21 protein-coding genes, 1 tRNA gene and 1 pseudogene are annotated in these 25,127 nt (G+C 68.1%); 11 read left to right on the top strand and 12 right to left on the bottom strand.

The features are described 5' to 3' along the window. Positions 1 to 203: 203 nt before the first annotated feature. Positions 204 to 668, bottom strand: coding sequence for a GatB/YqeY domain-containing protein (locus tag IF11_RS0121195; RefSeq protein WP_030353246.1), 465 nt, complete (start codon positions 666 to 668; stop codon positions 204 to 206). A 77-nt stretch (positions 669 to 745) separates the two neighbouring features. Here IF11_RS0121195 and IF11_RS0121190 point away from each other — a divergent pair, with 77 nt between their 5' ends. Next, positions 746 to 1,684, top strand: coding sequence for a metallophosphoesterase (locus IF11_RS0121190; protein ID WP_030353245.1), 939 nt, complete (start codon positions 746 to 748; stop codon positions 1,682 to 1,684). 108 nt (positions 1,685 to 1,792) lie between these two features. Beyond that, positions 1,793 to 1,866: transfer RNA gene (locus tag IF11_RS0121185), tRNA-Pro, on the top strand. Positions 1,867 to 1,944: 78 nt separating this feature from the next. Here IF11_RS0121185 and IF11_RS42200 read toward each other — a convergent pair. After that, a pseudogene (locus IF11_RS42200) lies at positions 1,945 to 2,918 on the bottom strand (site-specific integrase). A gap of 605 nt (positions 2,919 to 3,523) precedes the next feature. On the opposite strand from IF11_RS42200, the gene IF11_RS0121175 reads away from it, so the two are divergent. Further along, positions 3,524 to 4,108, top strand: a complete 585-nt coding sequence (locus IF11_RS0121175; protein WP_030353244.1) for a DinB family protein — start codon at positions 3,524 to 3,526, stop codon at positions 4,106 to 4,108. Positions 4,109 to 4,154: 46 nt separating this feature from the next. Beyond that, a protein-coding gene (locus tag IF11_RS39105) for an IS5 family transposase (protein ID WP_106979221.1) occupies positions 4,155 to 4,972 on the top strand; the annotation gives its coding sequence in 2 pieces (ribosomal slippage) (positions 4,155 to 4,494 and positions 4,494 to 4,972; 819 coding nt in all). Positions 4,973 to 5,148: 176 nt separating this feature from the next. Here the strand turns inward: IF11_RS39105 and IF11_RS40970 are convergent. The 3 genes from IF11_RS40970 to IF11_RS0121155 form a co-directional block, all read right to left on the bottom strand. Further along, complete coding sequence (locus IF11_RS40970; protein WP_133243348.1) at positions 5,149 to 5,805, bottom strand: MAE_28990/MAE_18760 family HEPN-like nuclease; 657 nt, start codon at positions 5,803 to 5,805, stop codon at positions 5,149 to 5,151. Positions 5,806 to 5,807: 2 nt separating this feature from the next. Next, the gene (locus IF11_RS39100) at positions 5,808 to 6,935 is read right to left on the bottom strand and encodes a DUF262 domain-containing protein (protein ID WP_030353241.1); all 1,128 of its coding nucleotides are present in this window, start codon (positions 6,933 to 6,935) and stop codon (positions 5,808 to 5,810) included. Positions 6,936 to 7,051: 116 nt separating this feature from the next. After that, a complete protein-coding gene (locus IF11_RS0121155; protein ID WP_030353240.1) occupies positions 7,052 to 7,381 on the bottom strand; it encodes a hypothetical protein in 330 nt (109 codons plus the stop codon). Positions 7,382 to 9,119: 1,738 nt separating this feature from the next. Between IF11_RS0121155 and htpG the strand changes: the two genes are divergently transcribed. Then, the gene (gene htpG / locus IF11_RS0121145) at positions 9,120 to 11,057 is read left to right on the top strand and encodes a molecular chaperone HtpG (protein ID WP_030353239.1); all 1,938 of its coding nucleotides are present in this window, start codon (positions 9,120 to 9,122) and stop codon (positions 11,055 to 11,057) included. 60 nt (positions 11,058 to 11,117) lie between these two features. Further along, positions 11,118 to 11,360 carry a hypothetical protein gene (locus tag IF11_RS36835; RefSeq protein WP_030353238.1) on the top strand — a complete coding sequence of 81 codons (243 nt, stop codon included), beginning with the start codon at positions 11,118 to 11,120 and terminating at the stop codon, positions 11,358 to 11,360. 14 nt (positions 11,361 to 11,374) lie between these two features. On the opposite strand, the gene tatA is transcribed toward IF11_RS36835, so the two are convergent. Beyond that, positions 11,375 to 11,725, bottom strand: coding sequence for a Sec-independent protein translocase subunit TatA (gene tatA / locus IF11_RS39095; RefSeq protein ID WP_037728200.1), 351 nt, complete (start codon positions 11,723 to 11,725; stop codon positions 11,375 to 11,377). Between the two features lie 83 nt (positions 11,726 to 11,808). Between tatA and IF11_RS0121130 the strand changes: the two genes are divergently transcribed. Continuing rightward, on the top strand, positions 11,809 to 13,290 hold the full coding sequence (locus tag IF11_RS0121130) for an LCP family protein (protein WP_051746104.1): 1,482 nt from the start codon (positions 11,809 to 11,811) through the stop codon (positions 13,288 to 13,290). Positions 13,291 to 13,324: 34 nt separating this feature from the next. Here IF11_RS0121130 and mgtA read toward each other — a convergent pair whose 3' ends face one another. From mgtA to IF11_RS0121115, 3 genes are all read right to left on the bottom strand, one after another. Next, positions 13,325 to 16,186 carry a magnesium-translocating P-type ATPase gene (gene mgtA, locus IF11_RS0121125; protein ID WP_420894554.1) on the bottom strand — a complete coding sequence of 954 codons (2,862 nt, stop codon included), beginning with the start codon at positions 16,184 to 16,186 and terminating at the stop codon, positions 13,325 to 13,327. Between the two features lie 67 nt (positions 16,187 to 16,253). Beyond that, the gene (locus tag IF11_RS0121120; RefSeq protein WP_030353234.1) at positions 16,254 to 16,622 is read right to left on the bottom strand and encodes an ArsR/SmtB family transcription factor; all 369 of its coding nucleotides are present in this window, start codon (positions 16,620 to 16,622) and stop codon (positions 16,254 to 16,256) included. A gap of 96 nt (positions 16,623 to 16,718) precedes the next feature. Beyond that, positions 16,719 to 17,000 (bottom strand): twin-arginine translocase TatA/TatE family subunit, encoded by a 282-nt coding sequence (locus IF11_RS0121115; protein ID WP_030353233.1) that lies wholly within the window; start codon positions 16,998 to 17,000, stop codon positions 16,719 to 16,721. A gap of 256 nt (positions 17,001 to 17,256) precedes the next feature. On the opposite strand from IF11_RS0121115, the gene IF11_RS0121110 reads away from it, so the two are divergent. Further along, on the top strand, positions 17,257 to 18,507 hold the full coding sequence (locus tag IF11_RS0121110; protein WP_030353232.1) for an FAD-dependent monooxygenase: 1,251 nt from the start codon (positions 17,257 to 17,259) through the stop codon (positions 18,505 to 18,507). A gap of 92 nt (positions 18,508 to 18,599) precedes the next feature. Here the strand turns inward: IF11_RS0121110 and IF11_RS0121105 are convergent, their stop codons facing one another. Further along, positions 18,600 to 19,316, bottom strand: a complete 717-nt coding sequence (locus IF11_RS0121105; RefSeq protein ID WP_030353231.1) for a hemerythrin domain-containing protein — start codon at positions 19,314 to 19,316, stop codon at positions 18,600 to 18,602. 88 nt (positions 19,317 to 19,404) lie between these two features. Between IF11_RS0121105 and IF11_RS0121100 the strand changes: the two genes are divergently transcribed. The 3 genes from IF11_RS0121100 to IF11_RS0121090 all read left to right on the top strand — a co-directional run bounded on the left by IF11_RS0121100 (position 19,405) and on the right by IF11_RS0121090 (position 22,841). Next, positions 19,405 to 20,037, top strand: coding sequence for a TetR/AcrR family transcriptional regulator (locus IF11_RS0121100; RefSeq protein WP_030353230.1), 633 nt, complete (start codon positions 19,405 to 19,407; stop codon positions 20,035 to 20,037). Between the two features lie 46 nt (positions 20,038 to 20,083). Further along, positions 20,084 to 21,940 carry a S9 family peptidase gene (locus tag IF11_RS0121095; protein ID WP_037728199.1) on the top strand — a complete coding sequence of 619 codons (1,857 nt, stop codon included), beginning with the start codon at positions 20,084 to 20,086 and terminating at the stop codon, positions 21,938 to 21,940. Positions 21,941 to 22,088: 148 nt separating this feature from the next. After that, positions 22,089 to 22,841 (top strand): SURF1 family protein, encoded by a 753-nt coding sequence (locus tag IF11_RS0121090; protein WP_030353228.1) that lies wholly within the window; start codon positions 22,089 to 22,091, stop codon positions 22,839 to 22,841. A gap of 134 nt (positions 22,842 to 22,975) precedes the next feature. Here IF11_RS0121090 and IF11_RS0121085 read toward each other — a convergent pair whose 3' ends face one another. Together IF11_RS0121085 and IF11_RS0121075 are read right to left on the bottom strand one after the other, a co-directional pair. Further along, positions 22,976 to 24,013, bottom strand: a complete 1,038-nt coding sequence (locus IF11_RS0121085; protein WP_030353227.1) for a hypothetical protein — start codon at positions 24,011 to 24,013, stop codon at positions 22,976 to 22,978. Positions 24,014 to 24,300: 287 nt separating this feature from the next. After that, the gene (locus IF11_RS0121075) at positions 24,301 to 24,963 is read right to left on the bottom strand and encodes a SigE family RNA polymerase sigma factor (protein ID WP_078490816.1); all 663 of its coding nucleotides are present in this window, start codon (positions 24,961 to 24,963) and stop codon (positions 24,301 to 24,303) included. Between the last annotated feature and the right edge of the window lie 164 nt (positions 24,964 to 25,127).

Genomic DNA, 25,127 nt, shown 5'->3' with positions numbered 1-25,127 from the left:
GGCGCTCCATCCGACGGGATGGAGCGCCCCTTCTCGCGATACTGAGGCCTAGCCTGATCCTGGGGCCTGGGGCCTGGGGCCTGGGGCCTGGGGCCTGGGGCCTGGGGCCTGGGGCCCGGAGCCCGGAGCCTGTCCTGGCCTGGCCTGCGAAGAACCGGGGCCCAGCCTGCGAATACTGGGACCTAACCCGCGAATGCTGGGATCTAGCCCGCGAGGGAGCGCTTCACGAGGGCGGCCACCCGGCCTCCCTCGGCGCGGCCGGCCACCTTCGGGTTCACGATCTTCATGACGGCGCCCATGGCGCGCGGGCCCTCGGCTCCGGCGCCCTTGGCCTCCTCGACGGCCTGCGCGACGATCGTGGCCAGCTCCTCGTCGGTCAGCTGCTTCGGCAGATACGCGTCGAGGAGCACGCCTTCCGCCTTCTCCCGCTCGGCCTGCTCGGCGCGGCCGCCCTGGGCGAATGCCTCCGCCGCCTCACGGCGCTTCTTCGCCTCCTTGGCGATCACTTTCTGCACCTCGTCGTCGGAGAGCTCGCGCGCGGACGTGCCCGAGACCTCCTCCTTGGTGATCGCGGAGAGGGTCAGCCGGAGCGTGGCGGAGCGGAGCTCGTCACGCGCCCTGATGGCCTCGGTGAGGTCTTCCTTCAGCTTGGACTTAAGGCTGGTCATAAGGCCAAGTGTGGCAGGTGCTGAGCCCGACCCGCCCGCGGATTTCGTGCCCGTACGGCGTCTGCGACGATGGGCGCATGCGCGCACGCTACGGGGTCCCCCTGAAAATCACCGCAGGCATCGCGGCAGTCGGCGCGGCCGGCCTCGCCTACGCCGCGGGCTTCGAAACACGCTCGTTCCGGTTGCGCCGGATCTCCGTGCCCGTGCTGCCGCGCGGCATGCGTGACCTGCGGGTTCTCCAGGTCTCCGATATCCATATGGTGAGCGGACAGCGGAAGAAACAGCGCTGGCTCCAGTCGCTGGCCGGGCTGCGCCCCGATTTCGTGGTCAACACCGGCGACAACCTCTCGGACCCGGAGGGCGTACCGGAGGTGCTGGACGCGCTGGGCCCGCTGATGGAGTTCCCGGGTGTCTATGTCTTCGGCTCGAACGACTACTACGGCCCGAAGCTCCGCAATCCGGCCCGCTACCTCTTCGAGAAGGCCCAGGGCCGGCACGGTCTGAACGGCAACGCCCCGGCCGTCCACGCGGTGCACAACCCGTGGGAGCCGATGCGCGACGCCTTCGACGCGGCGGGCTGGGTGGGCCTGACCAACACCCGGGGCCGGCTGAAGATCGACGGCCACGAGATCGCCTTCACGGGCGTGGATGACCCGCACATCAAGCGGGACAGATACGAGCGGGTCGCGGGCGGCCCCGAGGCGGACGCCGACCTCTCGATCGGCGTGGTGCACGCCCCGTACCTGCGCTCCCTGGACTCCTTCACCGCCGACGGCTACCCGCTGATCCTGGCGGGCCACACGCACGGCGGCCAGCTCTGCATCCCCTTCTACGGAGCGCTGGTCACCAACTGCGACCTCGACACGGACCGCGTCAAGGGCCTCTCCACCCACCGCTCAGGCGGCCACACCGCGTACCTCCACGTCTCGGCGGGCTGCGGCACCAACCGCTACACCCCGGTCCGCTTCGCCTGCCCCCCGGAAGCCACACTCCTGACCTTGACGGCCCACCCCTGATGACCAGGGCTCCGCCCCCCTCCCGCCCCCGTCGGGCCCCGAAACCGGATTTCGTCTCCGGCCAGCGGTGGGCTAAAGTAATCGATGTCGCCGCGACACGGGCGACATCGGGGTGTAGCGCAGCTTGGCAGCGCGCTTCGTTCGGGACGAAGAGGTCGTGGGTTCAAATCCCGCCACCCCGACAGCCAAAGCAGCAGATCAGGGCCAGTGAGTCACGTGACTCACTGGCCCTGATCTGCTGTGCGTGACTAACTGCGTGACTACCGGTTCGGATCGGCCTTGAAGATGCCGTCCATCGCGACCGCGCCGGTCTGGATCACAGGGCGGATCTGCTTCCGGTAGACCTCCTCTGTGACGGCCGTACCGGAGTGCCCGACCAACCGGGAGATCTCTTCGAGCGGGACCCCACTGTCTGAGAGCAGCGAGACGAAGCTGTGCCGCAGCTCACGCGGAGTCCACTCCTTCGCGTTCGCTCCCTCCGCCTTGTCGATAGCCGCGCGGAAGGCTCGCCGTATGTTGGTGGAGTCCAGTTCCTTGCCGACAGCAGAGGGGAACACCAGGCCGTGTTCCTCCCAGTCGTCGCCAGCGGCGAGCCGGTCCCAGCCCTGGTCTTCCCAGTGCTGCCAGAGCACTTCCACGCACCGGGCGGGCAGGGCGAGGGTGCGCCGGGACTTCCGGGTCTTGGTGTCCCCGCCGGAACGGACCGACCGCCACACCGCGACGTACGGCGGGATGGGTGGACTCGCGTCCGGCTCCCCTTCAAGAAGACGTGATCCCATGTGAGCGCCCGCAGTTCCTCTGTGCGCGCACCGGTGAGCAGCGCCAGCACGATGTACGCGTGCATGGACGTGCCCGCCGCGGCTTGGAGGACGGCCTCAGCCTGAGCGAACGTCAACGCCTTTGACGGCCGACCCGGTTGGCCCTTCGGAATGGAGCACAACTCCACCACGTTGCGCTTCACCTTGTCGCGCGCCATGGCCCGCTTGACCGCGCGGTTCAAGCACGAGTGGATGCCCTGCAAGGTGCGAGTACTGAGCGACTGAGCCTTGACGGCAAGCCACCTATCCACGTCCTCAGCACTCAGATCACGGAGCTTGCGGGCCCCGATCGACGGGATCACATGCGTGCGGCTGAGGATGGTGCAGGCATCCAAGGTGGCCTTGTCCCGACCAGCCAGCCCGTACATGAGCCAGTCGTTCACCGCGTTCTCCACCGTGTAGCCCGTGGGCGCGATGGCAAGCCCGTCCTCGTGATCCCGAAGAACCTCCTTGAGCTTGTCATCGGGGGCCCTGTTTCACCGTTGCCCACCTGCAGACCGCTGTGGATCATGTGCGGCCCCAGCTGTCCTCCAGGATTCGGAGGGCCTCGGGGCATGAGAGCCGGGGCGACTCTTTGTGTCGTGCGACCAAAACGCCCCGGCCAATGAGTAGCCCGTAGTTCCCTCGGAGGCGACCGCGCGAAACATTGCCGGCGTGAGTCGTAATTTTCTTTACGGTTTCAAGGCGGCTCGCTCCGCTCCCCGCGCGCGGCACGGCCCCCGGCCGGCCCTGAGCTCCTGCCCTCGTCCCGCTCCAGCCCGGCCAGCGCCCATGCCGCGCTCTACAGCGATCAGCCGCGTGAAGTCAGAGCGGGGGCACGTCGTGGCTGGGGCGGTCGGCTGCACGGCTTTAGGCAGCTACTTTGGGGCGAGCCTCTAAGACGTTGCCTCACGTGGCAAGTTCATCGGCTTCTTGTGGCAGCTCAGGGCACCGGCCATTGCCAGACTTCGGCCCTTCCGGTCGTTGCGGTCCACGCACGGGATCTTGAGGCCGCGAGTAGCCCATGGCAGGCTCATGCCGCATGATCGATGAATTCGCGAAGGACAACCTGCACGGGAGACTGCGGCGGGACCGCAAGGCGCTGGTCTGGAAGCTCGACGGCTTGTCCGAATACGACACCCGCCGACCGTTGACAGTGACCGGAAGCAACCTCCTCGGCCTGGTCAAACACGTGGCCAGCGTCGAGGCCAGGTACTTTGGCGAGGTCTTCGACCGCCCTTCCCCGGAACCGCTGCCCCGGTGGCAGGACAACGACGGCAGCGATCTGTGGGCGACTGAGGACGAGACCCGCGATCAGATCATCGATTTCTACCGGCGCACGTGGGAACACTCGGACGCGAGGATCAACGAGCTTCCCCTCGATGCCCCCGGCCACGTGCCGTGGTGGCCGGAGCCTCATTCCAACACGAACCTGTTCGCCGTCATGGTCCACGTCCTCGGCGAGACCAACCGGCATGCCGGGCACGCCGACATCCTGCGCGAAGGCGTCGACGGCCGAACCGGAATGCGCCCCGAACATGAGATGCAGATCGATGAGGAAGCCCGCGCCGCCTACTACGCGAAGATCGAGCAGGCCGCCAGATCGGCCGCATCGGCCAAGGCATAGAGGGCTGTGCCAAGTGACTTGAGGTTCGAGCGGCATGATGGCGGCGGTGAGGGCTGATCTGTCGAAGCGTCTGGTTCCTGATGAGCTCTGGGAGCTGGTCGCCCCGCTACTGCCGTCGTTCGCGGCTCGACCGCAAGGTGGCGGGACCGCTCCGCGTGACGAGCGGGCGGTGTTCACGGCTGTGGCGTACATACTGACGAGTGGGTGTGCGTGGCGGTATCTGCCGGAATCGTTCGGTGTATCGCCGGCCACCGCGCACCGTCGGTTCAGCGTGTGGACCGAGGCCGGGATGTGGCGCAGACTGCACCGGGCGGTGCTGGACGAACTCGGCGCCAGGGGTGAGTTGGACTGGTCGTCCGCGATCGTCGATGCCGCGTCGGTGCGGGCAAAAAGGGGGGCTCGCTGACCGGTCCGAATCCAGTCGATCGCGGTAAGAAGGGCAGCAAATTACACGTGCTGTCCGAGGGGCAGGGCCTGCCTCTGGTCGTGGCGGTGTCGGGTGCGAACCTGCACGACAGCCAGGCGTTCAAGCCGCTCATCCTGGGGATACCGGCCGTCCGCTCCCGGCGCGGACCCCGCCGCGGACGACCGGTGAAGGTCCGCGCGGATAAGGCGTATTACTCCGCGGAACACCTGCGCTGGCTCCGCGATCGCCGCCTCGTTCCTCGGATCGCCCGGCCCGGCATCGAGTCCGGTGAGCGCCTTGGCCGGCACCGCTGGAAGATCGAGCGGTCGATCGCCTGGCTCTTTGGCTACCGGCGCCTCACTGTCCGGTACGAACGAAAAGGCAGCCACTTCCTCGCCTTCCTCGGCCTCGCTGCAGCCCTCACCTGCTACAAGAGACTCGCAAAACTCACCACGTGAGACATCCTCTAAGATCTTGGCCCCAACGTCGTGCTTTACCGGGCAAGTCCACAGACTGCCCGACGCCCCGGAAGCTTACGGGGCCAAGATCACTCGCACCAAAGCAGCGCCACCCCAAAGCCGCTCCACCGACCTTGGGTTGACACTGGCACCAAGGCTGCCTCGCGGATTTCGCGCTAGCCGACTCTCCTGTACATCTGGCCTCTGGCATGCAAGAGGATTGTGTCCCGAATCTCTTCCAGCATGACCATCACTTCATCATGCAAGGAGTCGAATTCATCAGGGTTTGGATAGTAGTCCCTGCCATGGGCAATTGCATTCCGTCCGTCACACAAAGTCTTGTCGATTAGATTGTTCTTCGTACTAAACCCGTCAGGATCGAATCCGATACAGCTCAAGATTTCGCCCAGAACAGACGAGCGAAGGTTTGACTTCGTATCGACGATGCTGTCCTTCGGGATGCGTGCTCTAGTATTATCGGGGGTACGGACGGCTTCCATCAGCGCAACCACAGCCGCCTCATCTCCGGCCGCTGATCTCTTGTTGAGCTGATTGAGTACCACTTTCAGGAAGCCGTCATTCAGCTCGGTTACCTTTAGGCGCCTCTTTGCGACAAAGTCGACGTACGCTTGGCATGCCTCTCTGACGTACCCTTCCCAGTGGGCGTAAAGAAGTGCTATGCCACTTCTGGACAGCGCCCGTGTTAAAGGCGAGTGGGTGGAGTTCTTATAAGCCGTCCTGATTTGGGACTTCAGTGCCTGGAGTTCAATGCGCCGCCAGGCCAAAGCAGCATCCAAGCGATCTTCGAGCTCGCTTACCGTCCGGACAGCCACGACTAGTCAGCCGTAGCAAAGTAGCGGCGCGAGTTCAGAACCATCCTGGGAACACGTGTCCGCGGACTGATACCAGTCCCTGAATTTTCCCGGAACTCAGGAGCGGACCAAACAGAATGGATGCGATCCGCCAGAGCATCCTTACTGCTCTCCCAATTGTCGATATTCGCAGAGACTCCCGAGGTCACGAACTCGAAGCATGCAATCGAGAATGGCCCCAGGCTCTTTGTTCCGTTAAAACGACGGAAGGTGTCTTCACCCAGGGTCTCATTGAGCAGTCGAAAAGTCCTGTTGAATAGGTCGGCCCGGATTGGCGACGTGTCGGTTCTGTGCTTCGTCGCAGCCTCCCGCATCCAGCGAGTAAGATACTCTCCGTATTCAATCGTAAGATCAGTTCGCGATCCAGAGAAATCAGCCTGACAGAAGAATCGCAGGACTAGCTCTTGCCTGTAGGCTTGATTTTCCTGTCGATCCGAGAGCGGGATTGCGGCTACAAAGTCAGAATTATCCGCGAGTTTAGCGATTTCGGTATACATTTCCGAATTCAACATGACAAGGAGGCAATTTCTTGCCTCCTGTGGTGAGAGTTGAGCGCCAGAGTTTAGGCGTTGGAACAGGTCATACTTAGCGTTCTCGTCAGATTCTTTTCTGATAATGCGGAACTCAAGCTTCGCCCGCTTAACATCCCTTCTCATGGCGTCAGTGAACACCTTGCTACCACCCGAAGAAACTTCCCAGGAGTAGTTATCGAGAGCTGGAAGGTACTCCGTCGCCTTGAGGACAAAGGGAGGGATTAGGCGATCTTCTTGATCTCGGTAAACGCCAACAAACTCAAAGATTGTCGAGAGTCGCTGCACCCCATCAATAACATCCCAGACCCCATCCGCTCGCTGTGAAACGAAAATAGGCGGAACTGGAATGCCGAGCAGGATTGACTCAATCAATCGTGATTTCTGGTCGCTATTCCACCTGAAAATGCGCTGAAACTCGGGATGGACGTCGATATCTCCATCCCTATACAGCGAGAGGACTTCCCCGATCGACATAGGGTATCCATCGGTGTGAATCTCTTTTGCCCTAGCCGCAATTTGGCTTTCTAGTTGCACGTCTACCTTTTCATGCTGAGTCATCTGACAACTTCACTACGCTAGGGGGCTTACGTCAAGCTCTTGGCTCCACGCGGAAACGCCCAAGTTCACTGGCCTCAAAGGCGTGTCCCGAGTGGAACGGCGAGGCTAGGGAAGCGCTACGGGCGTGACATGCCGTGAGCGTCCAGATATTTGTCCGCCAGCGCCCGGTACACAGCACCCTCGTCCTCGCCGGTCTCGTCCAGCCAGGCGTTCAACATCAGACGTGCCATGAAGCGGTCCGGGTGCCTCCTCTTCCGTTGCTGACCCTTCGCGTTGGGCGTGGTCATGACCATACGATCGACCCGATGCCGGATCTCTTGCGGAATGACCGTGCGACCGGCACCGGTGAGGAAGTCCATGGCGTACTGGTGGGGATACAGCCTCTGGTCGTAGGCAGGTACAGCCGCCGGTACCCACTCTGCAAGCGCCTCAGTCACCTTCTGCATAGCCGCAGCTTCCCACTGCCGTGCGCTGGTCGGGCGCGAATCGTGGAAGTGGCGAACTGCCCGCTGGCGTGCTGTTCTGAGGCAGGTGGTTGTCTGGGCCGTCTGTGGGCCGTCCGAGGCCGCTCAACAGTGCCCAAGGATGACCAACGACGACCACTAGGCGCACAAGTACACCGCCTTTGACCAGCGAAAACCCAGCTCACCAAGATCCCCGGCAAGACCCAGGGCAAGAAGACACCCGTGAGGGAGCGAGGAGCCTTCGGCATGCACGCGAGGGCAGATGATGACCGTCTCGATGAGCTGCGACCGTCCAGCGGCGCAACGTGCGCATCATGAGGCATGGGGATTGATCTGGAGCTGCACTCATCGCGGCCGACTCGCAACAACTGGCGCAAGTCCCGCGCGACCTTCCTGCGACACGGGCATGGCGACGCGCTGGCCGAGCGCTCGGCTCACTCCAACTCCTCAGAGTCCCAGGGAGACTCACTGCCGTCGATCCGTACGGGGATATGTTGATGGATCAGCTCGCCGCTCTGGACGACCTTGCAACGATGCTGGAAGAGTGCGCGGCCACGCCAGGAAGTTGCTTGTGGTTCGCAGGCGACGAAAGCTCGTGCCACGTCCGCCGTGTGAGCGTCTAACTGCGTGACAACGCCAACGGACACCGGCGAACGACTACGAACACCAGCGGACCATCAGTACAGCTCAGGCCCACACCAGCCCAAGGCAACGCCCCAGCCCAAGTTGCTTCGGGACGAAGAGGTCGTGGGTTCAAATCCCGCCACCCCGACAGTGAAGTACCAGGTCAGGGGCCTGATCCACTTAGTGGGTCGGGCCCCTGAGTGGTTCCATGGGCCGTTTTGGGAGCCGACCTCGGAGTCTGGCTCCCAGGCGGCTCCCGATCCTCTCCCGCGCAGGCAGCGGCCGGCACATCACGGGGAAGCGGTGGAGCACACGCGCGAGTGAGGTGCGCTGCAGCGCGAGGTGGCTGCTGACACGGACGGCCAATACGTGCGCCCTTCCTCTCCCGATCTGCCACCATCCCCGGGTTCGACCTTCAGCCCCTGCGGCCGGCAAGGACGCGTCGGCCCCATGCCAGCTTGCCAGGCGAGTGGATCTCGCATCGGTGGGGCGTGTCAACCGACGGATGGCGCATGGGCGAAGCGGGGTGGCCTGCTGCTTGATGAGCCACCCGGATACCCCGCCCGGCGGGGCCAGCTCGTCCAGCGGCCGGGTGGCCACCCGGCCGCTGCCGCTTGTCCTCCTCAACGCGTTTGGTGCGCTCCGCCCACACGCCGGCCAGCGTCAGGTCGCCCTCGACGACCCGGTCGGCGAGTTCGGGGTCCTCCTCCCGCAGGCGGGCTCGGGATCGTACGGCCCCTCCGGTCCGCGTACGCCATCGCGTCGGAGGCGGTGGCCAGGACGTCGCCGAGGAGTACCGGGGCGCGCGAGGGGTGTCCGGCACCCGCCTCCTCGCAGGTATCGCAGTGGGCCATCCCCAAACTCGCGATCCACCGCCCGTGCGGACCCCCGTGCACGCGTCGCAGTTCACACCGCACCTCCGCCCAACTCACCCCGCAAGTGGCCAACAGGGGCAATCCTTCCATCCCGGTCTGACAGTGGGGGCGAGGGACCGGGGATCGCCGCACGCCCTGTGAGCGTCGCGGCGGCTGGATACCATGTGGGGCGGCCCACTGCATTGGCGCTGACGAGTAATCGGGGAAGGAATCCGGGCAACATGCCTATCGAGACATTCGAGTTCCAGGTAGAAGCGCGTCAACTCCTGCAGATGATGATCCATTCGATCTACTCGAACAAGGACGTATTTCTGCGCGAGCTCATCTCCAACGCCTCCGACGCCTTGGACAAGTTGCGGCTGGAATCCCTCCGCAACGACGAGCTGGGCGAAGACGTGTCGGATCTCCACATCGGCATCGAGGTCGACAAGGAGCAGCGCACGCTCACCGTACGCGACAATGGCATCGGGATGTCGCACGACGAAGTGGTGCAGCTCATCGGGACGATCGCGAATTCCGGCACCGCGAAGTTCCTGAAGGAGTTGAAGGAGGCCAAGGACGCATCCGCTTCCGAGGAACTCATCGGGCAGTTCGGCGTGGGGTTCTACTCAAGCTTCATGGTGGCCGATGAGGTCACGCTGCTGACCAGGCGGGCGGGAGAGAGCCGGGGGACGCGCTGGGAATCGAGCGGTGAGGGTACGTATACCGTCGAGACGGTCGACGACGCGCCGCAGGGTACGTCGGTGACGCTGCGGCTCAAGCCCGAGGACATCGAGGACAAGCTCTTCGACTACACGTCCGCGTGGAAGATCAGGGAAATCGTCAAGCGGTACTCGGACTTCATCACCTGGCCCATCAAGATGGCCAAGGAGTCCGCGGAATCCACGGAATCCACCGGCGAGGACGGCGACGGGAACGGCGACAGCCCCCGCGAGGTCGAGACGGTCAACTCGATGAAGGCGCTGTGGGCCCGGTCCAGGGACGAGGTGACCGATGACGAGTACAGCGAGCTGTACAAGCACATCAGTCACGACTGGAACGACCCGCTCGAAACCATCCGTATGCAGGCGGAGGGCACGTTCGAATACCAGGCGCTGCTCTTCATCCCGTCCCACCCGCCCCAGGACCTGTTCATGCAGGGGCACAAGCGCGGAGTTCAGCTCTATGTGAAGCGCGTGTTCATCATGGACGACTGCGAAGCGCTCATGCCCGAATACCTCCGCTTCGTCAAGGGCGTTGTCGACGCGCAGGACCTCTCGCTCAATGTGTCGCGGGAAATCCTTCAGCAGGACCGTCAGATCCAGTTGATGCACCGTCGCCTCGTCAAGAAGGTGCTGTCGACGCTGAAGGACATGATGTCCGGCAATCCGGAGCGCTACGCGACGTTCTGGAAGGAATTCGGCCGGGTCCTGAAGGAAGGGCTTCTCAGCGACTTCGAGAACCGCGACGCGATCCTCGGCGTCTCCTCGTTCGCGTCGACCCAGGACAAGGAGGGGCTGACCACTCTCCGGCAGTACGTGGACCGTATGAAGGAGGGTCAGCAGCACATCTTCTATATGACGGGCGAGTCGCGCTCGGCCATCGAGAGTTCACCGCACATGGAAGCCTTCCAGGCCAAGGGCTTCGAGGTGCTGCTGCTGACCGACCCGGTCGACGAGGTGTGGGTCCAGTCCGTACCGGAATTCGACGGCAAGCAGCTCCGGTCGATCGCCAAGGGGGAAGTCGATCTCGACACCGAGGAGGAGAAGAAGGAGGTCGAGGCCGAACGCGAGAAGCGGCAGCAGGAGTTCGCCGGCCTGCTGACGTGGATGACGAAGGAGCTGAGCGAGAGCGTGAAGGAGGTACGGCTCTCGTCCCGGCTCACCGTCTCGCCCGCGTGCATCGTCGGGGACACCCACGATGTGACGCCCGCCCTGGAGAACATGTATCGCGCCATGGGCCAGGAGGTGCCGCACATCAAGCGCATCCTCGAACTCAACCCCACACACCCGCTGGTCACCGGGTTGCGGACGGCGCACACCGAGCGGGACGCCGACGCGGGACTCGCCGAGGCGGCCGAACTCCTCTACGGGATGGCCCTCCTGGCCGACGGCGGCGAGCTCAGTGACCCCTCGCGCTTCATCAAGCTGATGGCGGACCGGCTGGAGCGCACCCTGTAGGCACGTCCGTGTCCGGATCCCGCCATAGTTCTAAACTTGCGCAACCCTTAAAGTGTTCGCATGAATGATCAGGGCAGGGATCCGGGCAGGACGGAATGGGAAACCGCGGTGCTCGACGGCGGGCCCGCGGACGGCATACGGATGCGGGTCGCCGACCGGCCGTCCGTGGTGCAGGTGACATACCCCTGCGAGCTGGAAGGACCGGCGGGCGGCGCGCAGGCGGAGGCCGTGTACGTATACCGGCGGGACCCACGCGTACAGCGTGAGCCGCTGCGGTACGGGATCGACAGAGCCAGCCCCTGAGCCGGGCCGCACGCTCAACGGGCCGCGTCGGCGCCTTCCGCAGCGGCTGGACGCGCAGCGGCCACCGGGGCCTCAACAGAGGACGCCCGAGCAGGAGACGCCTGGGTGGAGGACGCCTGAGCGGAGGACGCCTGAGCGGAGGACGCCTGAGCGGAGGACGCCTGAGCGGAGGACGCCTGAGCGGAGGGGGCAGGGTGCGCGGCACCCTCCCCCTCCTCCTTCATCGCCTTCGTCTCGCTCTTGAGAATGCGCATGGACTTGCCCACGGCACGCGCGGCGTCCGGCAGCCTCTTCGAGCCGAACAGCACGATGATCACGATCGCCACGATCAGCAGGTGCCAAGGCTCCAACCCGTTACGCAACATTTCCGCCCCGCCTTCCTCTCGTCGAACCATGGACCTATAAGTTGCTACATTGCGCAACTGTACAACCATGGGAAGGTGCACATATGGCAGGCGGCCGGCGCAGAAGGAGTGGAAGGGGAAGCCGATTGCGGCTCACCCTCGGGATAGCCCTGTCCCTCGTCGTGCTCGCCTCGGCCGGTGTCGGCTGGATCTATCTCAAGCTCACCGGAAACATCGACACCTTCAGCGCCGGCGGACTCTCCGACAACCGGCCGTCGGGCACGTCGAAGGGCCAGAACGTCCTGGTCATCGGCTCGGACGCGCGCACCGGCGGGAACAGCGAGCTGGGCGGCGGGAGCAAGGACGACGTCGGCCGTTCCGACACCGCGTTCCTGCTGCACGTGTACGCCGACCACCGGCACGCCGTCGCCGTGTCCATTCCGCGCGACACCCTCCTGGACATCCCGCCCTGCCGGCTGCCGGACGGCAGTTGGACGAAGCCGCAGAACAACGCGATGTTCAACGCGGCGTTCTCCGTGGGGCAGACGGTCAAGGGCAACCCCGCCTGCACCCAGAACACCATCGAGAAGCTCACCGGACTGCGCGTCGATCACACCGTCGTCGTCGACTTCAAGGGCTTCTCCCGACTGACCGATGTCGTCGGCGGCGTACAGGTGTGTGTCCCGCAGGACATCTACCAGAAGGACCTCAACCCCAACCGCGCCACCCGTGGCGAGCGCATCTTCGCCAAGGGCACCCAGACCGTCTCGGGGCAGAAGGCGCTGGATTACGTACGGATCCGGCACGGCATGGGCGATGGCTCCGACATCGGGCGGATCAAGCGGCAGCAGGCCTTTGTCGCGAGCCTGCTGAAGAAGATCAAGGAACAGGGGCTGACGCCCGCCAAGCTGCTGCCACTCGCGGACGCGGCCACCCAGTCCATGACCGTCGACCCGGGGCTCGGTTCCGCCGACAAGCTGCTCGGCTTCGCGATGTCGCTGAAGGACATCGATCTGCACAACACCAAGTTCGTGACGATTCCCTGGCGTTACGAGGGGGCGCGCGTCGCGATCGTCGAGCCTGACGCGTCCGCGCTCTGGGCGGCGCTGCGGGCCGACCGTACGATCGACGGCGCGGACGCCAGCGGCAAGAAGGACCAGAAGGCCGCGGGCCCCTCCGCCACGCCGAGCGCCGCCGGCGCCGTCTCGGGCGCGGGCATCGACGTCGCGGTCTACAACGGCACCACGGTCACGGGGCTCGCCGCCCGTGCCGCCCGTACGCTCACCGACCACGGCTTCACCGTCACCGGCACCGCGACCGCGAGCACCCAGGACCACGCGACCACGGTGATCGAGTACGGCCCCGGCCAGGAGGAGAAGGCGCGGACCGTCGAACGCCTCTTCCCGGGCGCGCGGCTCACCTCGGCGTCCGCCACGGAGACGGCTGGGGGGATCAACGTCATCCTCGGAACGTCGTACAGCCCGGCGGAACCGGGACCGGCGCAGCCCGGCCCACTCCCGTCGGCCGTGGCCGATGGCGCACGCTCCGCCGACGACGACCCCTGCGCGAACCTCTCCTACGGCTGAGCACCGCTATAGCCGCGCTCAGCCGTAGGAGCGGCTATAGCTGCGCCCCGCCGATACGCCCCCGCGCGAAGACCAGCCCTGCCGCGTACAGCCCGAGCACGGCGCCGAGCAGTACGTAGTAGAGCCCCGGCAGGGCGGGCATGCCCAGGATCGGCCCGAGCGGCGAGAGCGGCAGCAGCAGCCCGGTCACAGCCAGCCCGGCGGCGGCCCAGCGGACGGGGCTCGGGGCCCGCCGGCCGGACGCGGGGCGTGCGCTCGTACGCAACAGCAGCATCACCAGCGCCTGGGTGAGCAGGTTCTCGGTGAACCACCCGGAGTGGAACTCCGCCTGGCTGCCCACGTCGACCGCGGTGTGCAGGGCCAACGCGAGCACCACGAACGTCGCCAGGTCCGCGAGGGCGTTGATGAGCCCGAAGCCCGTGATGAACCGGAAGAACGCCCGGGACCGCAGCTCCGTCGGCCTGCGCAGCGCCTCGGGCCGCGGCCGGTCGTACGCGAAGGCGAGCTGCGCGGCGTCGAAGCACAGGTTCTGTACGAGGACCTGGGCCGGAAGCATCGGCAGGAACGGCAGCAGCAGCCCCGCGACGAGCATCGCGATGACATTGCCGAGGTTGGAGGAGAGCGTGATCCGCAGATACGTGGCGATATTGCCGCTCGAATGGCGCCCGGCGCCGATCGCGTGCTCGATCGCGGTGAGGTCCTTCCGCGCGAGCACGACATCGGTGGACTCACGGACGACATCGACGGCGTCGCGCGGGCATATCCCGACATCGGCGGCGTACAGCGCGGGCAGGTCGTTGACACCGTCGCCGAGGAAGCCGGTGGTATGACCGTCGGCGCGGACGGCGGCGACGATACGGGCCTTGTGCTCGGGTGTGCAGCGCGCGAAGACGGTGGTGCGCCGGGCGACCTCGGCGAGTTCCGCGTCGGTGAGGGCGTCGAGCCGTTCCGCGGTGATGACCTCACCGGCGCCCGGGAGATCGTCGGCGCCCGTGAGATCGTCGGCGCCCGTGAGATCGTCGCCGCCGGGCGCGAGGTCGCCGACGGCCGTGTCGAGGCCCAGGTCCAGACACGCGCGGGCCGCCGTGCCCGGGTGGTCGCCCGTCAGGATCTTGACCGAGACGCCGCGCGCGGCCAGCACCTTCAGCGCCTCGGCGGCGGTCGGAGCGAGCGCGTCGTGCAGTGCGACGAAGCCCAGGAAGTCGAGTCCGCGCTCGTCGGCCGGGGTGTAGTCACGATGGCGGGCGGGCCGTTCCGCCGTGGCGACCGCGAGCAGCCGCAGGCCGCGGTCCGCCTCGCGGGCGGCCAGCGCGGAGAGCCGGTTGCGTTCCTCGTCGTCGAGCGCGCACCGCTGGAGTACGGCCTCCACCGCCCCCTTGACGACGAGGGTGTGCGTGCCGAGGCGGCCCGGCCGTCGTACGACCGCGGTGGAGAGGCGGCGTACGGGATCGAACGGGAGGGCCGCGACGCCCTCGTACCGCGCCGGATCCGCCTCGTCCGCCGCGTCCAGGATCGCCTCGTCGAGGGCGTCCGGGGCGGGAAGATCGGCCAGTTGCAGGGTCCACCAGGCGTTGACGGCGGCCCAGCGCAGCACCTCGGGGTCGGGGTCGCCGTACGCGTCCATCGCCCCGCCGACCACCGGCCGGTCCTGGGTGAGAGTGCCCGTCTTGTCCAGGAACAGGACATCAACGGCGCCCAGGTCGTGCAGCGCGGGCAGGCGTTTGACGATGACCGCGTGGTGGCGCGCGAGGCGTGAGGCGCCACGGGCCAGGGCGGTGGTGACGATGACCGGCAGCATCTCGGGAGTGAGACCGACGGCGACCGCGACCGCGAAGGGAAGCGTCTCCAGGCCCCGGCCGCGCAGGGCGGCGTTGGCCATCAGGACGAGCGGCGGGGTGAGCAGCATGAACCGGATGAGGACCCACGAGATCCCGTTCACCTGCCGGTCGAAGGCGCTGGCCGTACGGCGCCCCGGCCGGCTGCGCGCGGCGCCGAACCGCGTACGTGTCCCGGTCGCCACGACGACGGCGGTGCCGCTGCCGGAGGCCACGCTGCTGCCCTGGAAACACAGCCGCGGCTGCGCGAACACCCCCGCGAACGCCTCGCCGGCCGCGGGCGTACGGGCGCCGCCGTCCCCGGCGTCGTCCTGCGCGGCCGGGTCGTCTCCCCCGGCCCCCGGCAGACCGGGCAGGCCCGGCGTATCGACGGCGTACTTGGCGACCGGCGCCGACTCCCCCGTCAGCGCCGCCTGATGTACGGTCAGCCCGCTCGCGCGCAGGAGCAGTACGTCGGCGGGCACCAGATCGCCGGGGCCGAGACGGATCACATCGCCCGGCACCAGCTGGTCGACCGGAATCTCCCTGGGCCGCGAGCCGCCCCCATCACGCGCACCGCCCCCGTCCCGCCCGTCACCGCCCTCACGTCCATCACCTCCGCGCCGCAGCACCGTCGCCGTCGTGGCCACCAGCTCGCGCAGCGCGGCCATGGACCGGTCCGCCCGGTGCTCCCCGGACGAGCGCAGCAGACAGCTGACCACGACCAGCGAAAGGATCACCAGGGCGGTGCCCCAGGCGGAGACGGTGGCCGACACCACCCCGAGACAGAGCAGTACGGCGGTGAACGGATCCCGCACGCTCCGTACGAAACGCCGCGGCCAGGACGCCGTACGCCACTCCGGAACCGCGTTCTCGCCGTACCGGAGCAGCCGCTCCTCGGCCTGCGCGTCCGTCAGCCCGCGCGGCCCGCTGTCCAGCCGCCGCAGCACCTGGAGCGAGGTGAGCGCGGTCAGATCGGGCGGGGTGCCGCCCGCGCCCGGCGCCCACGGGTCCGTGGGACCACGGTCGGCACCGGACCCCGGCCCGGACCCGGCCGCCGTAAACACGTCCGTCCCGGCCACGCCCGCCCCGGCCACATCCGGCCCGGACGCCACGGAATCGGACGCCACCGAGTCGGGCACCGCGGACTCAGGCCGTGATGTCGCGGACGCGCCGTGCCGGAGCGTGCGCCGCGCGGTCGGCCAGCTGGCCGACCATCAGCCGGACCACGGTCACGACATCCGGATCGTCGACGAAGTACACCTGGCGACGGCCCTCGCGCCGCGACCGTACGAGACCGGCCAGCTTCAGCTTGGTCAGATGCTGGCTGACGGCGGGCAGTGCCCCGCCCACGCGCTCGGCGAGTCCGGTCACATCGCTCTCGCCCTGGGCCAGGACCCACACGATGTGCAGCCGCGCCGACGACGCCAGCAGCCCGAACGCGGCGGCGGCCTCGGCCAGCACTTCGGCAGGAGGGTCCTCGAAACCGCCGGCACCCGCCGGCCCACCTGCCGTCACGATCGCTCTCCCGTCCCGCGTGGGCCGTCACCCCGTCAACCCGAATGTCCTCATGTCTGAGGGCCCGAAGGCCCGAACCAGCGGTTCAGTCTAGAGCTACGGCTTCTCGCGGGAATCCCGCACGGGCGGGTCGTCCCGATCGACGATGGTGCCGGTGACGACACGACGCTCCCCCGGCGCGGCGGCGTCGGGCGCCCTGCCCTCCGCCTTGTCCCCCGCCTTGCCTTCCTCCTTGCCCTCCTCCTTGAGCGCCTTCGTCTCGCTCTTGAGGATGCGGGCGGCCTTGCCGGCGGAGCGGGTCAGCTCAGGGAGCTTCTTCACCCCGACGACCACCGCGATGACGATGAGGATCAGGGCCAGTTCACTCAAGCCGAACATCAGGTCTGCTCTCTCCCGGTAACGGATGCGGATCGACTTCTACAGCGCTGTAGAAGTATCCCGTACGGGGCGACCGCACAACAAGCCCGGACCGAGCCAACGCGAAGCCGACGACACCGACCCACGCCGGCCCGCCACCTCGACCCGCGCAGGCCACCGCGTCACGCCTGCGATCACACCGGAAGACACTCACGCCCTGCTACTCTTCGTCCACCATTGATCACTTTGCGTCACAACGGGACAACCGGGAGCACCTGTGAAGGTCGCATGCGTCGGCGGCGGGCCCGCCGGCCTGTACTTCTCGATCCTGATGAAACGGCAGAACCCCTCCCATGACATCACCGTCCACGAACGGAACGCGGCCGGGTCCACCTACGGCTGGGGCGTGACCTACTGGGGCAGCCTGATCGACAAGCTCCATGTCCACGACCCGGAATCCGCGGTCGCCATCAGCGAGAGCTCGGTCCGCTGGAGCGACGGGGTCGCACACGTCGGCGAGCGGAAGACGGTGCACCACGGCGACACGGGCTTCGGTATCGGCCGCCGCCGGCTGCTCGACATCCTCGCCGAGCGGGCCCGTTCCCTCGGCGTACGCGTCGAGTTCGAGCACCCGGTCGCCGACGCGGCCGAACTCCCCGACGCCGACCTGGTCGTGGCCTGCGACGGGGTCGGCAGCGCACTGCGCGAGCGCCACGCCGGACACTTCGGCACCGAGGCCACGGCCGGGCGCAACACCTACATCTGGCTCGGCACGACCAAGATCTTCGACTCCTTCACCTTCGCCTTCGTGGAGACCGGGCACGGCTGGATCTGGTGCTACGCCTACGGGTTCAGCGAGGACGGGAGCACCTGCATCGTCGAGTGCTCCCCCGAGACCTGGAAGGGCCTCGGGCTCGACAAGGCGAGCGAGGCGGACGGTCTGGCCCTGCTGGAGCGACTCTTCGCCGGACCGCTGGACGGGCACCGGCTGATCGGCCGGGCGCACGCCGACGGCAGCGCGCAGTGGCTGAACTTCCGCACCCTGACCAACCGGACCTGGCACCACGGCAATCTCGTCCTGCTCGGCGACGCCGCCCACACCACGCACTACTCCATCGGCGCGGGCACCACACTCGCGCTGGAGGACGCCATCGCACTCGCGGGCGCGCTGCGCGGACACGACGGGCAGCGCGGACACGACGGAAACGGCGTACGCCCGGAACTGCGGCACGCCCTCGTCCAGTACGAGCGGGAACGGAGGTCCGCCCTCCTCCCCGTCCAGAGCGCGGCCCGCTACAGCGCCCAGTGGTACGAGAACCTTCCGCGCTATATCCATCTCGCCCCGGCGCAGATGTTCGCGCTGCTCGGGCAGCGGCACTCCCCGCTGCTGCCGCACATCCCGCCCCAGCTGTACTACCGGATCGACAGGGCGGCCGAGCAGCTGGAGGCGCTGCGCAAGCTCAAGCGCTGGCTGGGCCCGAGGGTCGCGCGAACGCTGCACGCCCGTTCGCGCGGCTCCGGCAGCTGACCACCTTCGTTCAGGACGACGTGCTGGGCAGGGCAGAGCCGGACTTACCGTCCAGACCACCTTTCCTCTAGACCCTGTCCGGGAACGTCCCTCTAGACCCTGTCCAGGAACGTCGTCACCGCCAGCGCCTTCTTGGTGGAGCGGTAGCGCGCCAGCAGTACGGGGCGCAGCCAGCGCACCGACGCCGGGAAGGCGCTCAGCACGGCCGCGTACCCGGGGATCCGGTCGGGGTCCTCCATCAGGCCGAGCACCAGATGCGGGCTGACCCGGGAGTCACCGCGGAAGATTCCGTTCCGCACCCGCGCGAGGTCCCCGTCGGGTACCTGCGTGAACAGTTCGAGCAGGACCGGCTCCTCCTCGTCGAAGTGCCTGGTCAGAATCTCGCGGACCCGCTGGGCCGACGGCAGCCCGGTCATGGCCGCCTCACTGACGACCACCAGCACCTCGGCGGGTCCGCCGGTGATCTCCCGGGCGTCGATCGCGTCGACCGCCCTGGTGAGGGTGTGCAGCTCGGCGTCGAGCGCCTGGTGCTCAATGACCATCCGGTCCAGTTCGGCGACGGCGGCGGGAAACAGCTCGCTCAGCGCCGGCCAGAGCTGTTCCTCCTCACTCCCGTGGTGGCTCCTGACGTACTCGATCAGCCAACGGGAGGTGCTGACCAGCGTCCCGACATCGACGGGCTGACCGTCGGCGAGATTCGCGAACGAGACGGCCACGAGGGCAGCGCCCCGCCGCATGATCGTGTGCTCGGCGAGGAGTTCGTCGTAGATGCGCGAGCGTTCGGATCGAAGCGTGGATGAAACCGTCATTCTGTGTCCCTCGAAAATAGGGGTAAGCCCCTATGTAATGAACTCACAGGTACTGCAATAAATGCCCGCTTTGTCATAAAATGCCGGTATGTCTGGCGAGCGTCCGTACCACTCTCCTCGTCGCGCACTCACCGCGGCCGCCACGCGGCGCGACATCATCGACGCGGCGCGGCGGCTCTTCCTGGAGCGGGGTTTCGCGCAGGTGACCGTCGCCGAGATCGCCCGTGAGGCAGGGACCGCGGTCAAGACGGTGTACGTCAGCGCCGGGGGCCGGCTCGACATACTGCGGGAGACCGTCCGCCGCGCGGCCGCGCACTCCGGCGCTCAGGAGACCGTGGAGCGGATACGGGGCACCGAGGACGCCGTCTCCGCCATCGCCCTGCTCGCCCACCGCACCCGGCTCAGCAACGAGGAGCACCGCGAATCCATCGCGATCCTCTACAGCGCGCTGCCCGTGCACGAGGCGGCGGAAGCACTCTGGGACGAGGGCACCTCTCTCTACACCTCTGCCCTCCGAGAGATCGCCTCACACCTCAAGGGCCTCGGTGCTCTCAAGACCGGGATGACCGTCGAGCGGTGCGCGGACGTGCTGTGGTTCTGCTTCGGCCTGGGTGCCTGGCGCACGCTCGTCGACGACTGCGGCTGGAGCTGGGACCAGGCCGAGAAGGAGCTGACCACCGTGGCCACGAAGATGCTGCTCAAGGAGTTATCCACAGGCTGAGCGGGACGCCGACGGAATGTCAGGGGCCGGGCGCAGAATAGGGGGCATGACTGAGATCACCGGTTCGACACCGGATTCGACAGCGGCCCCGGCGGCGGGCTCGGCCGCGGCCTCCATGCCCGAGTGGGAGAAGCGCTTCCGGGCGCCGCGGGTGTCGCTGCCCGACTGGGCGGAGGACGCGCCGGAGCGGGCGCTGTTCGTCTCCAACGCGACGGGGACGTACGAGCTGTACGCGTGGGATCGCGCGACCGGTGAGCAGCGGCAGGCGACGGACCGGCCGAACGGGACGACGGACGGCGTGCTCTCGCTCGACGGCGAGTGGATCTGGTGGTTCTCGGACACGGACGGGGACGAGTTCGGGGTCTGGATGCGCCAGCGGTTCGCCGCCGGGGCGGACGGAGCGGGTGACGAGCCGGCGGTGCCGGGTCTCGGCCCCTCCTATCCGGCCGGGCTCGCGCTCGGCCGGGACGGTACGGCGGTGGTGGGGCGCTCGACCGACGAGGACGGCTCGACGCTCCATGTCGTCCGGCCCGGCGAGGAGCCCGTGGAGATCTACCGGCACCGCGAGTCGGCCGGGGTCGGGGATCTGTCGCACGACGGCTCGCTGCTGGCGATAGAGCACACCGAGCACGGCGACGCGATGCACTCGGCGGTGCGGGTGCTGCGGCTGGACGGCTCGGTGGTGGCCCAGCTGGACGACACGGAGGGCGGTACGCGCGAGCTGGGCCTGGAGGTGCTGGGCTTCGCGCCGGTGGAAGGGGACAGCCGGCTGCTCATCGGCCATCAGCGGCGGGGCCGCTGGGAGCCGGTCGTCTGGAATCCGCTGACCGGCGAGGAGACCGACCTCGCCATCGAGCTGCCCGGCGATGTCAACGCCGAGTGGTATCCGGACGGATCGGGGCTGCTGGTCGCGCACAGCTTCGAGGCCCGCAGCGAGCTGTGGCGTTATGACTTCGCCAAGAGCGCGCTCATCCAGGTGGAGACTCCGGCCGGGACGGTCTCGGGGGCGACGGCCCGGCCCGACGGAAGCGTGGAGTATCTGTGGTCGTCGGCGGCCCGTCCGCCGGAGGTGCGGTCCACGGCGGGCGGGGTGGTGCTCAATCCGCCGGGGCCGGCGGCGCCCGGGTCGGTGCCGGTTGAGGACGCGTGGGTGGAGGGTCCCGGCGGCCGGGTCCACGCGCTGGTGCAGCGGCCGGAGGGCGAGGGTCCGTTCCCGACGGTCTTCGAGATCCACGGCGGCCCGACCTGGCATGACAGTGACGCGTTCGCGGCGGGCCCGGCCGCGTGGGTCGACCACGGCTTCGCGGTCGTCCGGGTCAACTACCGGGGCTCCACCGGATACGGACGGGAGTGGACGGACGCGCTGAAGCACCGGGTCGGGCTGATCGAGCTGGAGGACATCGCGGCGGTCCGGGAGTGGGCGGTGGACTCCGGTCTGGCGGATCCGGCGAAGCTGGTCCTCGCGGGCGGCTCGTGGGGCGGCTATCTGACCCTGCTCGGCCTCGGCACCCAGCCCGACGCCTGGTCCGTGGGGCTCGCGGCCGTGCCGGTCGCCGACTATGTGACGGCGTACCACGACGAGATGGAAGCCCTCAAGGCGATGGACCGCACGCTGCTGGGCGGTACGCCGGAGGAGGTGCCCGAACGGTTCGCGGCCTCGTCCCCGCTGACCTATGTCGACGACGTCCGGGCCCCGGTCTATATCTCGGCGGGCGTCAACGACCCGCGCTGCCCGATCCGCCAGGTGGAGAACTATGTGGACAGGCTGGCGGCCCGGGGCGCGGTCCACGAGGTGTACCGGTACGACGCGGGCCATGGCTCGCTCGTCGTCGAGGAGCGGATCAAGCAGGTCCGGCTGGAGCTGGAGTTCGCCGTCAAGCACCTGGGGGTGGGTGCGCGGTGAGCTGAGACGAGGCGAGGCGAGGCCGGGATGGGGGTGAGGTGACCGGGGTGAGGTGACGGGAGCCCGCGTCCTGGTTCCCGGGGCCCGCGGGGGCCTCTACGGGGGACCCGGGACGGGGCGTCCGGGCGGCGTTCCGTACCGTGGAGGGGTGTACCGCTTCCTGGTGACTCCGCGCTGGTTGGGGATCAACGTCTTCGTCCTGCTGGCGATCCCCGTGTGCATTTTCATGGGGACCTGGCAGCTGGGGCGCTTCGAGGACCGTGTCGCCTCGCACGAGGCCGCGAAGGCGGCGCCCGATCCCGGTGAGCGGCCCGCGGCCGCGCTGGAGACCCTGCTGCCGGTCGACCAGGAGACCTCGGGCCGGCATGCCACGGCGAGCGGGCGGTACGGAGATCAGTTCCTGGTGCCCGACCGGGAGCTGGACGGCGAGAACGGTTCGTATGTGCTGACCATGCTCCGTACCGACGGCGGCAAGGCGCTGCCCGTGGTGCGCGGCTGGCTGCCCAGCGGCGGGAAGGTGCCCGCGCCGCCCACCGGCGAGGTGACCGTGACCGGGTCGCTCCAGGCGTCCGAGTCCACCGGCTCCGACGGGGTGCGGGCGGGCGGCGGGCTGCCCCAGGGGCAGCTGGCCATGATCAGCGCGGCGTCGCTGGTCAACGTCGTGCCGTACGACGTGTACGACGCCTGGGTCACCGTCAGCAAGGCGTCGGACGGGCTGCGGGCCGTGCCCGCGGGCGCGCCGCAGAACACGGGGCTCGACCTCAAGGCGTTCCAGAACCTCGGTTACACCGGTGAGTGGTTCGTCTTCGCCGGCTTCGTGGTCTTCATGTGGTTCCGGCTGGTCCGGCGCGAGGCGGAGGCGATCAGGGACCGGCAGTTGGGGCTGGAGACCGCCGCGTAGCACTCCGGTCTCCCGGCCCGCGCCTCCCCCGGCCCGCGCCTCCCCCTGCCCGTGTCTCTCCCGGCCCGCGTCGTACAGCCCATGCCCTACAACGCCCTACAACAGCCCGTGTCCCTACGACCGCTCGCGCCTGCCTACGAGGCGTTGAGGACACCCGTCTTGTAGATGGTGCCGGCGCAGGCGTTGGGGATGCTCGTCTGGCCGCTCGGGGCGCCCGGCTCCGCCGTGTGGGACACCGCGACCGAGCCGTCCATCGTGCCGCCGTCGGTGGTCAGCTGGGTCACCGTGTTCGACCCGTCCCCCGTGCCGGTGTCCGGTCCGGTACCGGGGTCGCCGGTCGTGCCCGCCGAGCCGTCCTCGGACGGGGAGGGGTCGGGCGAGGCGCCGGTCGTCGGGCAGGTCTCCGACGGCACCCAGGCGAACTTCACCTCGTACGCGCCGTTCGGTGGCAGCACCAGCGCCGCCGCCTCCTGGGAGGGGTCGGGCAGCCCGGCCGCCGGGTCGCCCGCGGTGTGCTGCGCGACGGCGATCTTGCTCTGGTCGGCCGCTCCCGTCGCCAGGGCGTTGACCGTGCCGCGGCCGGTGACCGAACAGCCCGAGGCCGAGACATTGGAGACGCGGAAGCTCCCGTAGACCGTGCCAACGGAGTCCGGGGCGCCCGTCTGGCCCACGACCAGGAGCTGGCTCGGGTCGCAGGCGGGAGAGGAGGCGGTCTCGTAGGGGGCTTCGGAATCGGCCGAGCCGCCCTTGCCGCCCTCCGGCGAACCCGACACGGCCCCACCGTCCGGCTTGTCCTTCTTGTCGGGCTCGTCCTCGGCGGCGGACACCTTGTCGGAGGGGCCGCCTGTGTCCTTCTTGCCGCCCGTGGTGCCCTTACCGGCGTCGGCGCCGCCCTGCGCCTGCTCGCTGTGGCCGGTGCTGACGGCGCGGTCGTCCGTCGCGTCGGTGGAGTTGGCGACATGCACGAAGGCGGGGACCGCCGTACCGAACAGCAGCGCCGCCGCAGCCATACCGACGACCGCCTGGCGCTTTCTGGCCCGCCGGGTCGGTACGGCCTTGCGGAGATGGTCCAGGGCGCCGTCGGACGGCCGCAGGTCGCCCACGGCGCCGTGCAGCATCCGCCGCAGCGCCAGCTCGTCCCCGTCCAGGACACCGTTCAGATCGTTGCTCACGACCTCGCCGCTGTCACCGTCACCGCCGTCACCACCAGCACGGCCACCGTCTGCACGGTCGCCGCCGGCACGGCCAGCGCCGTCAGCGCGGTCACCGCCGGCACTGTCGTCATCGGCGGTGTTCTTACACCTGTCGGCACCCGTGTCACCGAGGCCGCTCAGCTCATTCTCCGGCCCGTTGTTCACAATTCCGTTTCCAGTCAGGTCGTTCAACGGAGCGTCCGGCCCGGCCTGCTCGTCCCCGCGGCCCTCGCCGCGGCCGAACCCTCGCCGGTCCTCGCGCCCACTCATGCCGTGGCCTCCATGGCGACGCGCAGCGCCGCTATGCCGCGCGAGCCGTACGCCTTCACCGAGCCCAGGGATATCCCCAGCGCCTCGGCGACCTGCGCCTCGGTCATGTCCGCGAAGTACCGCAGCGACAGCACCTCGCGCTGCCGGCGCTGGAGCCCGCGCATGGCCTTGATCAGCGCGTCCCGCTCCAGCAGGTCGTACGCGCCCTCCTCCGCGCTCGCCATGTCCGGCATCGGCTTCGAGAGCAGCTTGAGACCGAGGATGCGGCGGCGCAGCGCGGAGCGGGAGAGGTTCACGACCGTCTGCCGCAGATACGCGAGGGTCTTCTCCGGCTCACGGACGCGATTGCGCGCGGAGTGCACCCGGATGAAGGCCTCCTGGACGACGTCCTCGCAGGAGGCCGTGTCGTCCAGCAGCAGGGCGGCGAGACCGAGCAGCGACCGGTAGTGGGCGCGGTAGGTCTCGGTCAGGTGGTCGACGGTGGTGCCCGCGGCCATCGCCTCGTCAGAGCCCTCGCGCTGGGACGGTATGCGTGCGGGCCGCGCGGCGGGCATGGGGGCGATCACCGGCATGCCGCCGGGCGTGCGGGGCCGCCGGAGCGGACGCACTGCCGCGCCGCGCACCGGGCCGATCGCTGTGAATTCGAGAACCTCTGCCACGCCAGTTGGACACGCTTCCCCCCGCCAGGGTTGTACGCGCACGCCACCTGTTTTGACGCTGCACCAAATACCCTCATGCGTAACTGTTCTCCCCCTATGCCCCATTTTTTGCGACATCGCAAAGGGGCGACCGCAGAGACGCTTTCCAGCCGTCCAGCGGTTGC

This window comes from Streptomyces scopuliridis RB72 (assembly GCF_000718095.1).
In the GTDB taxonomy this organism is placed as follows: domain Bacteria; phylum Actinomycetota; class Actinomycetes; order Streptomycetales; family Streptomycetaceae; genus Streptomyces; species Streptomyces scopuliridis.
Note: the sequence above shows the minus strand (reverse complement) of the source record. Positions and strands in the feature narration are given on the sequence as shown.

Bases quoted from the DNA above. Each gene is read 5' to 3' on its own strand.
- IF11_RS0121195 (WP_030353246.1), bottom strand. From the start codon at position 668: ATGACCAGCCTTAAGTCCAAGCTGAAGGAAGACCTCACCGAGGCCATC.
- IF11_RS0121190 (WP_030353245.1), top strand. From the start codon at position 746: ATGCGCGCACGCTACGGGGTCCCCCTGAAAATCACCGCAGGCATCGCG.
- IF11_RS0121175 (WP_030353244.1), top strand. From the start codon at position 3,524: ATGATCGATGAATTCGCGAAGGACAACCTGCACGGGAGACTGCGGCGG.
- IF11_RS39100 (WP_030353241.1), bottom strand. From the start codon at position 6,935: ATGACTCAGCATGAAAAGGTAGACGTGCAACTAGAAAGCCAAATTGCG.
- IF11_RS0121155 (WP_030353240.1), bottom strand. From the start codon at position 7,381: ATGCAGAAGGTGACTGAGGCGCTTGCAGAGTGGGTACCGGCGGCTGTA.
- htpG (WP_030353239.1), top strand. From the start codon at position 9,120: ATGCCTATCGAGACATTCGAGTTCCAGGTAGAAGCGCGTCAACTCCTG.
- IF11_RS36835 (WP_030353238.1), top strand. From the start codon at position 11,118: ATGAATGATCAGGGCAGGGATCCGGGCAGGACGGAATGGGAAACCGCG.
- tatA (WP_037728200.1), bottom strand. From the start codon at position 11,725: ATGTTGCGTAACGGGTTGGAGCCTTGGCACCTGCTGATCGTGGCGATC.
- IF11_RS0121130 (WP_051746104.1), top strand. From the start codon at position 11,809: ATGGCAGGCGGCCGGCGCAGAAGGAGTGGAAGGGGAAGCCGATTGCGG.
- IF11_RS0121115 (WP_030353233.1), bottom strand. From the start codon at position 17,000: ATGTTCGGCTTGAGTGAACTGGCCCTGATCCTCATCGTCATCGCGGTG.
- IF11_RS0121105 (WP_030353231.1), bottom strand. From the start codon at position 19,316: ATGACGGTTTCATCCACGCTTCGATCCGAACGCTCGCGCATCTACGAC.
- IF11_RS0121100 (WP_030353230.1), top strand. From the start codon at position 19,405: ATGTCTGGCGAGCGTCCGTACCACTCTCCTCGTCGCGCACTCACCGCG.
- IF11_RS0121095 (WP_037728199.1), top strand. From the start codon at position 20,084: ATGACTGAGATCACCGGTTCGACACCGGATTCGACAGCGGCCCCGGCG.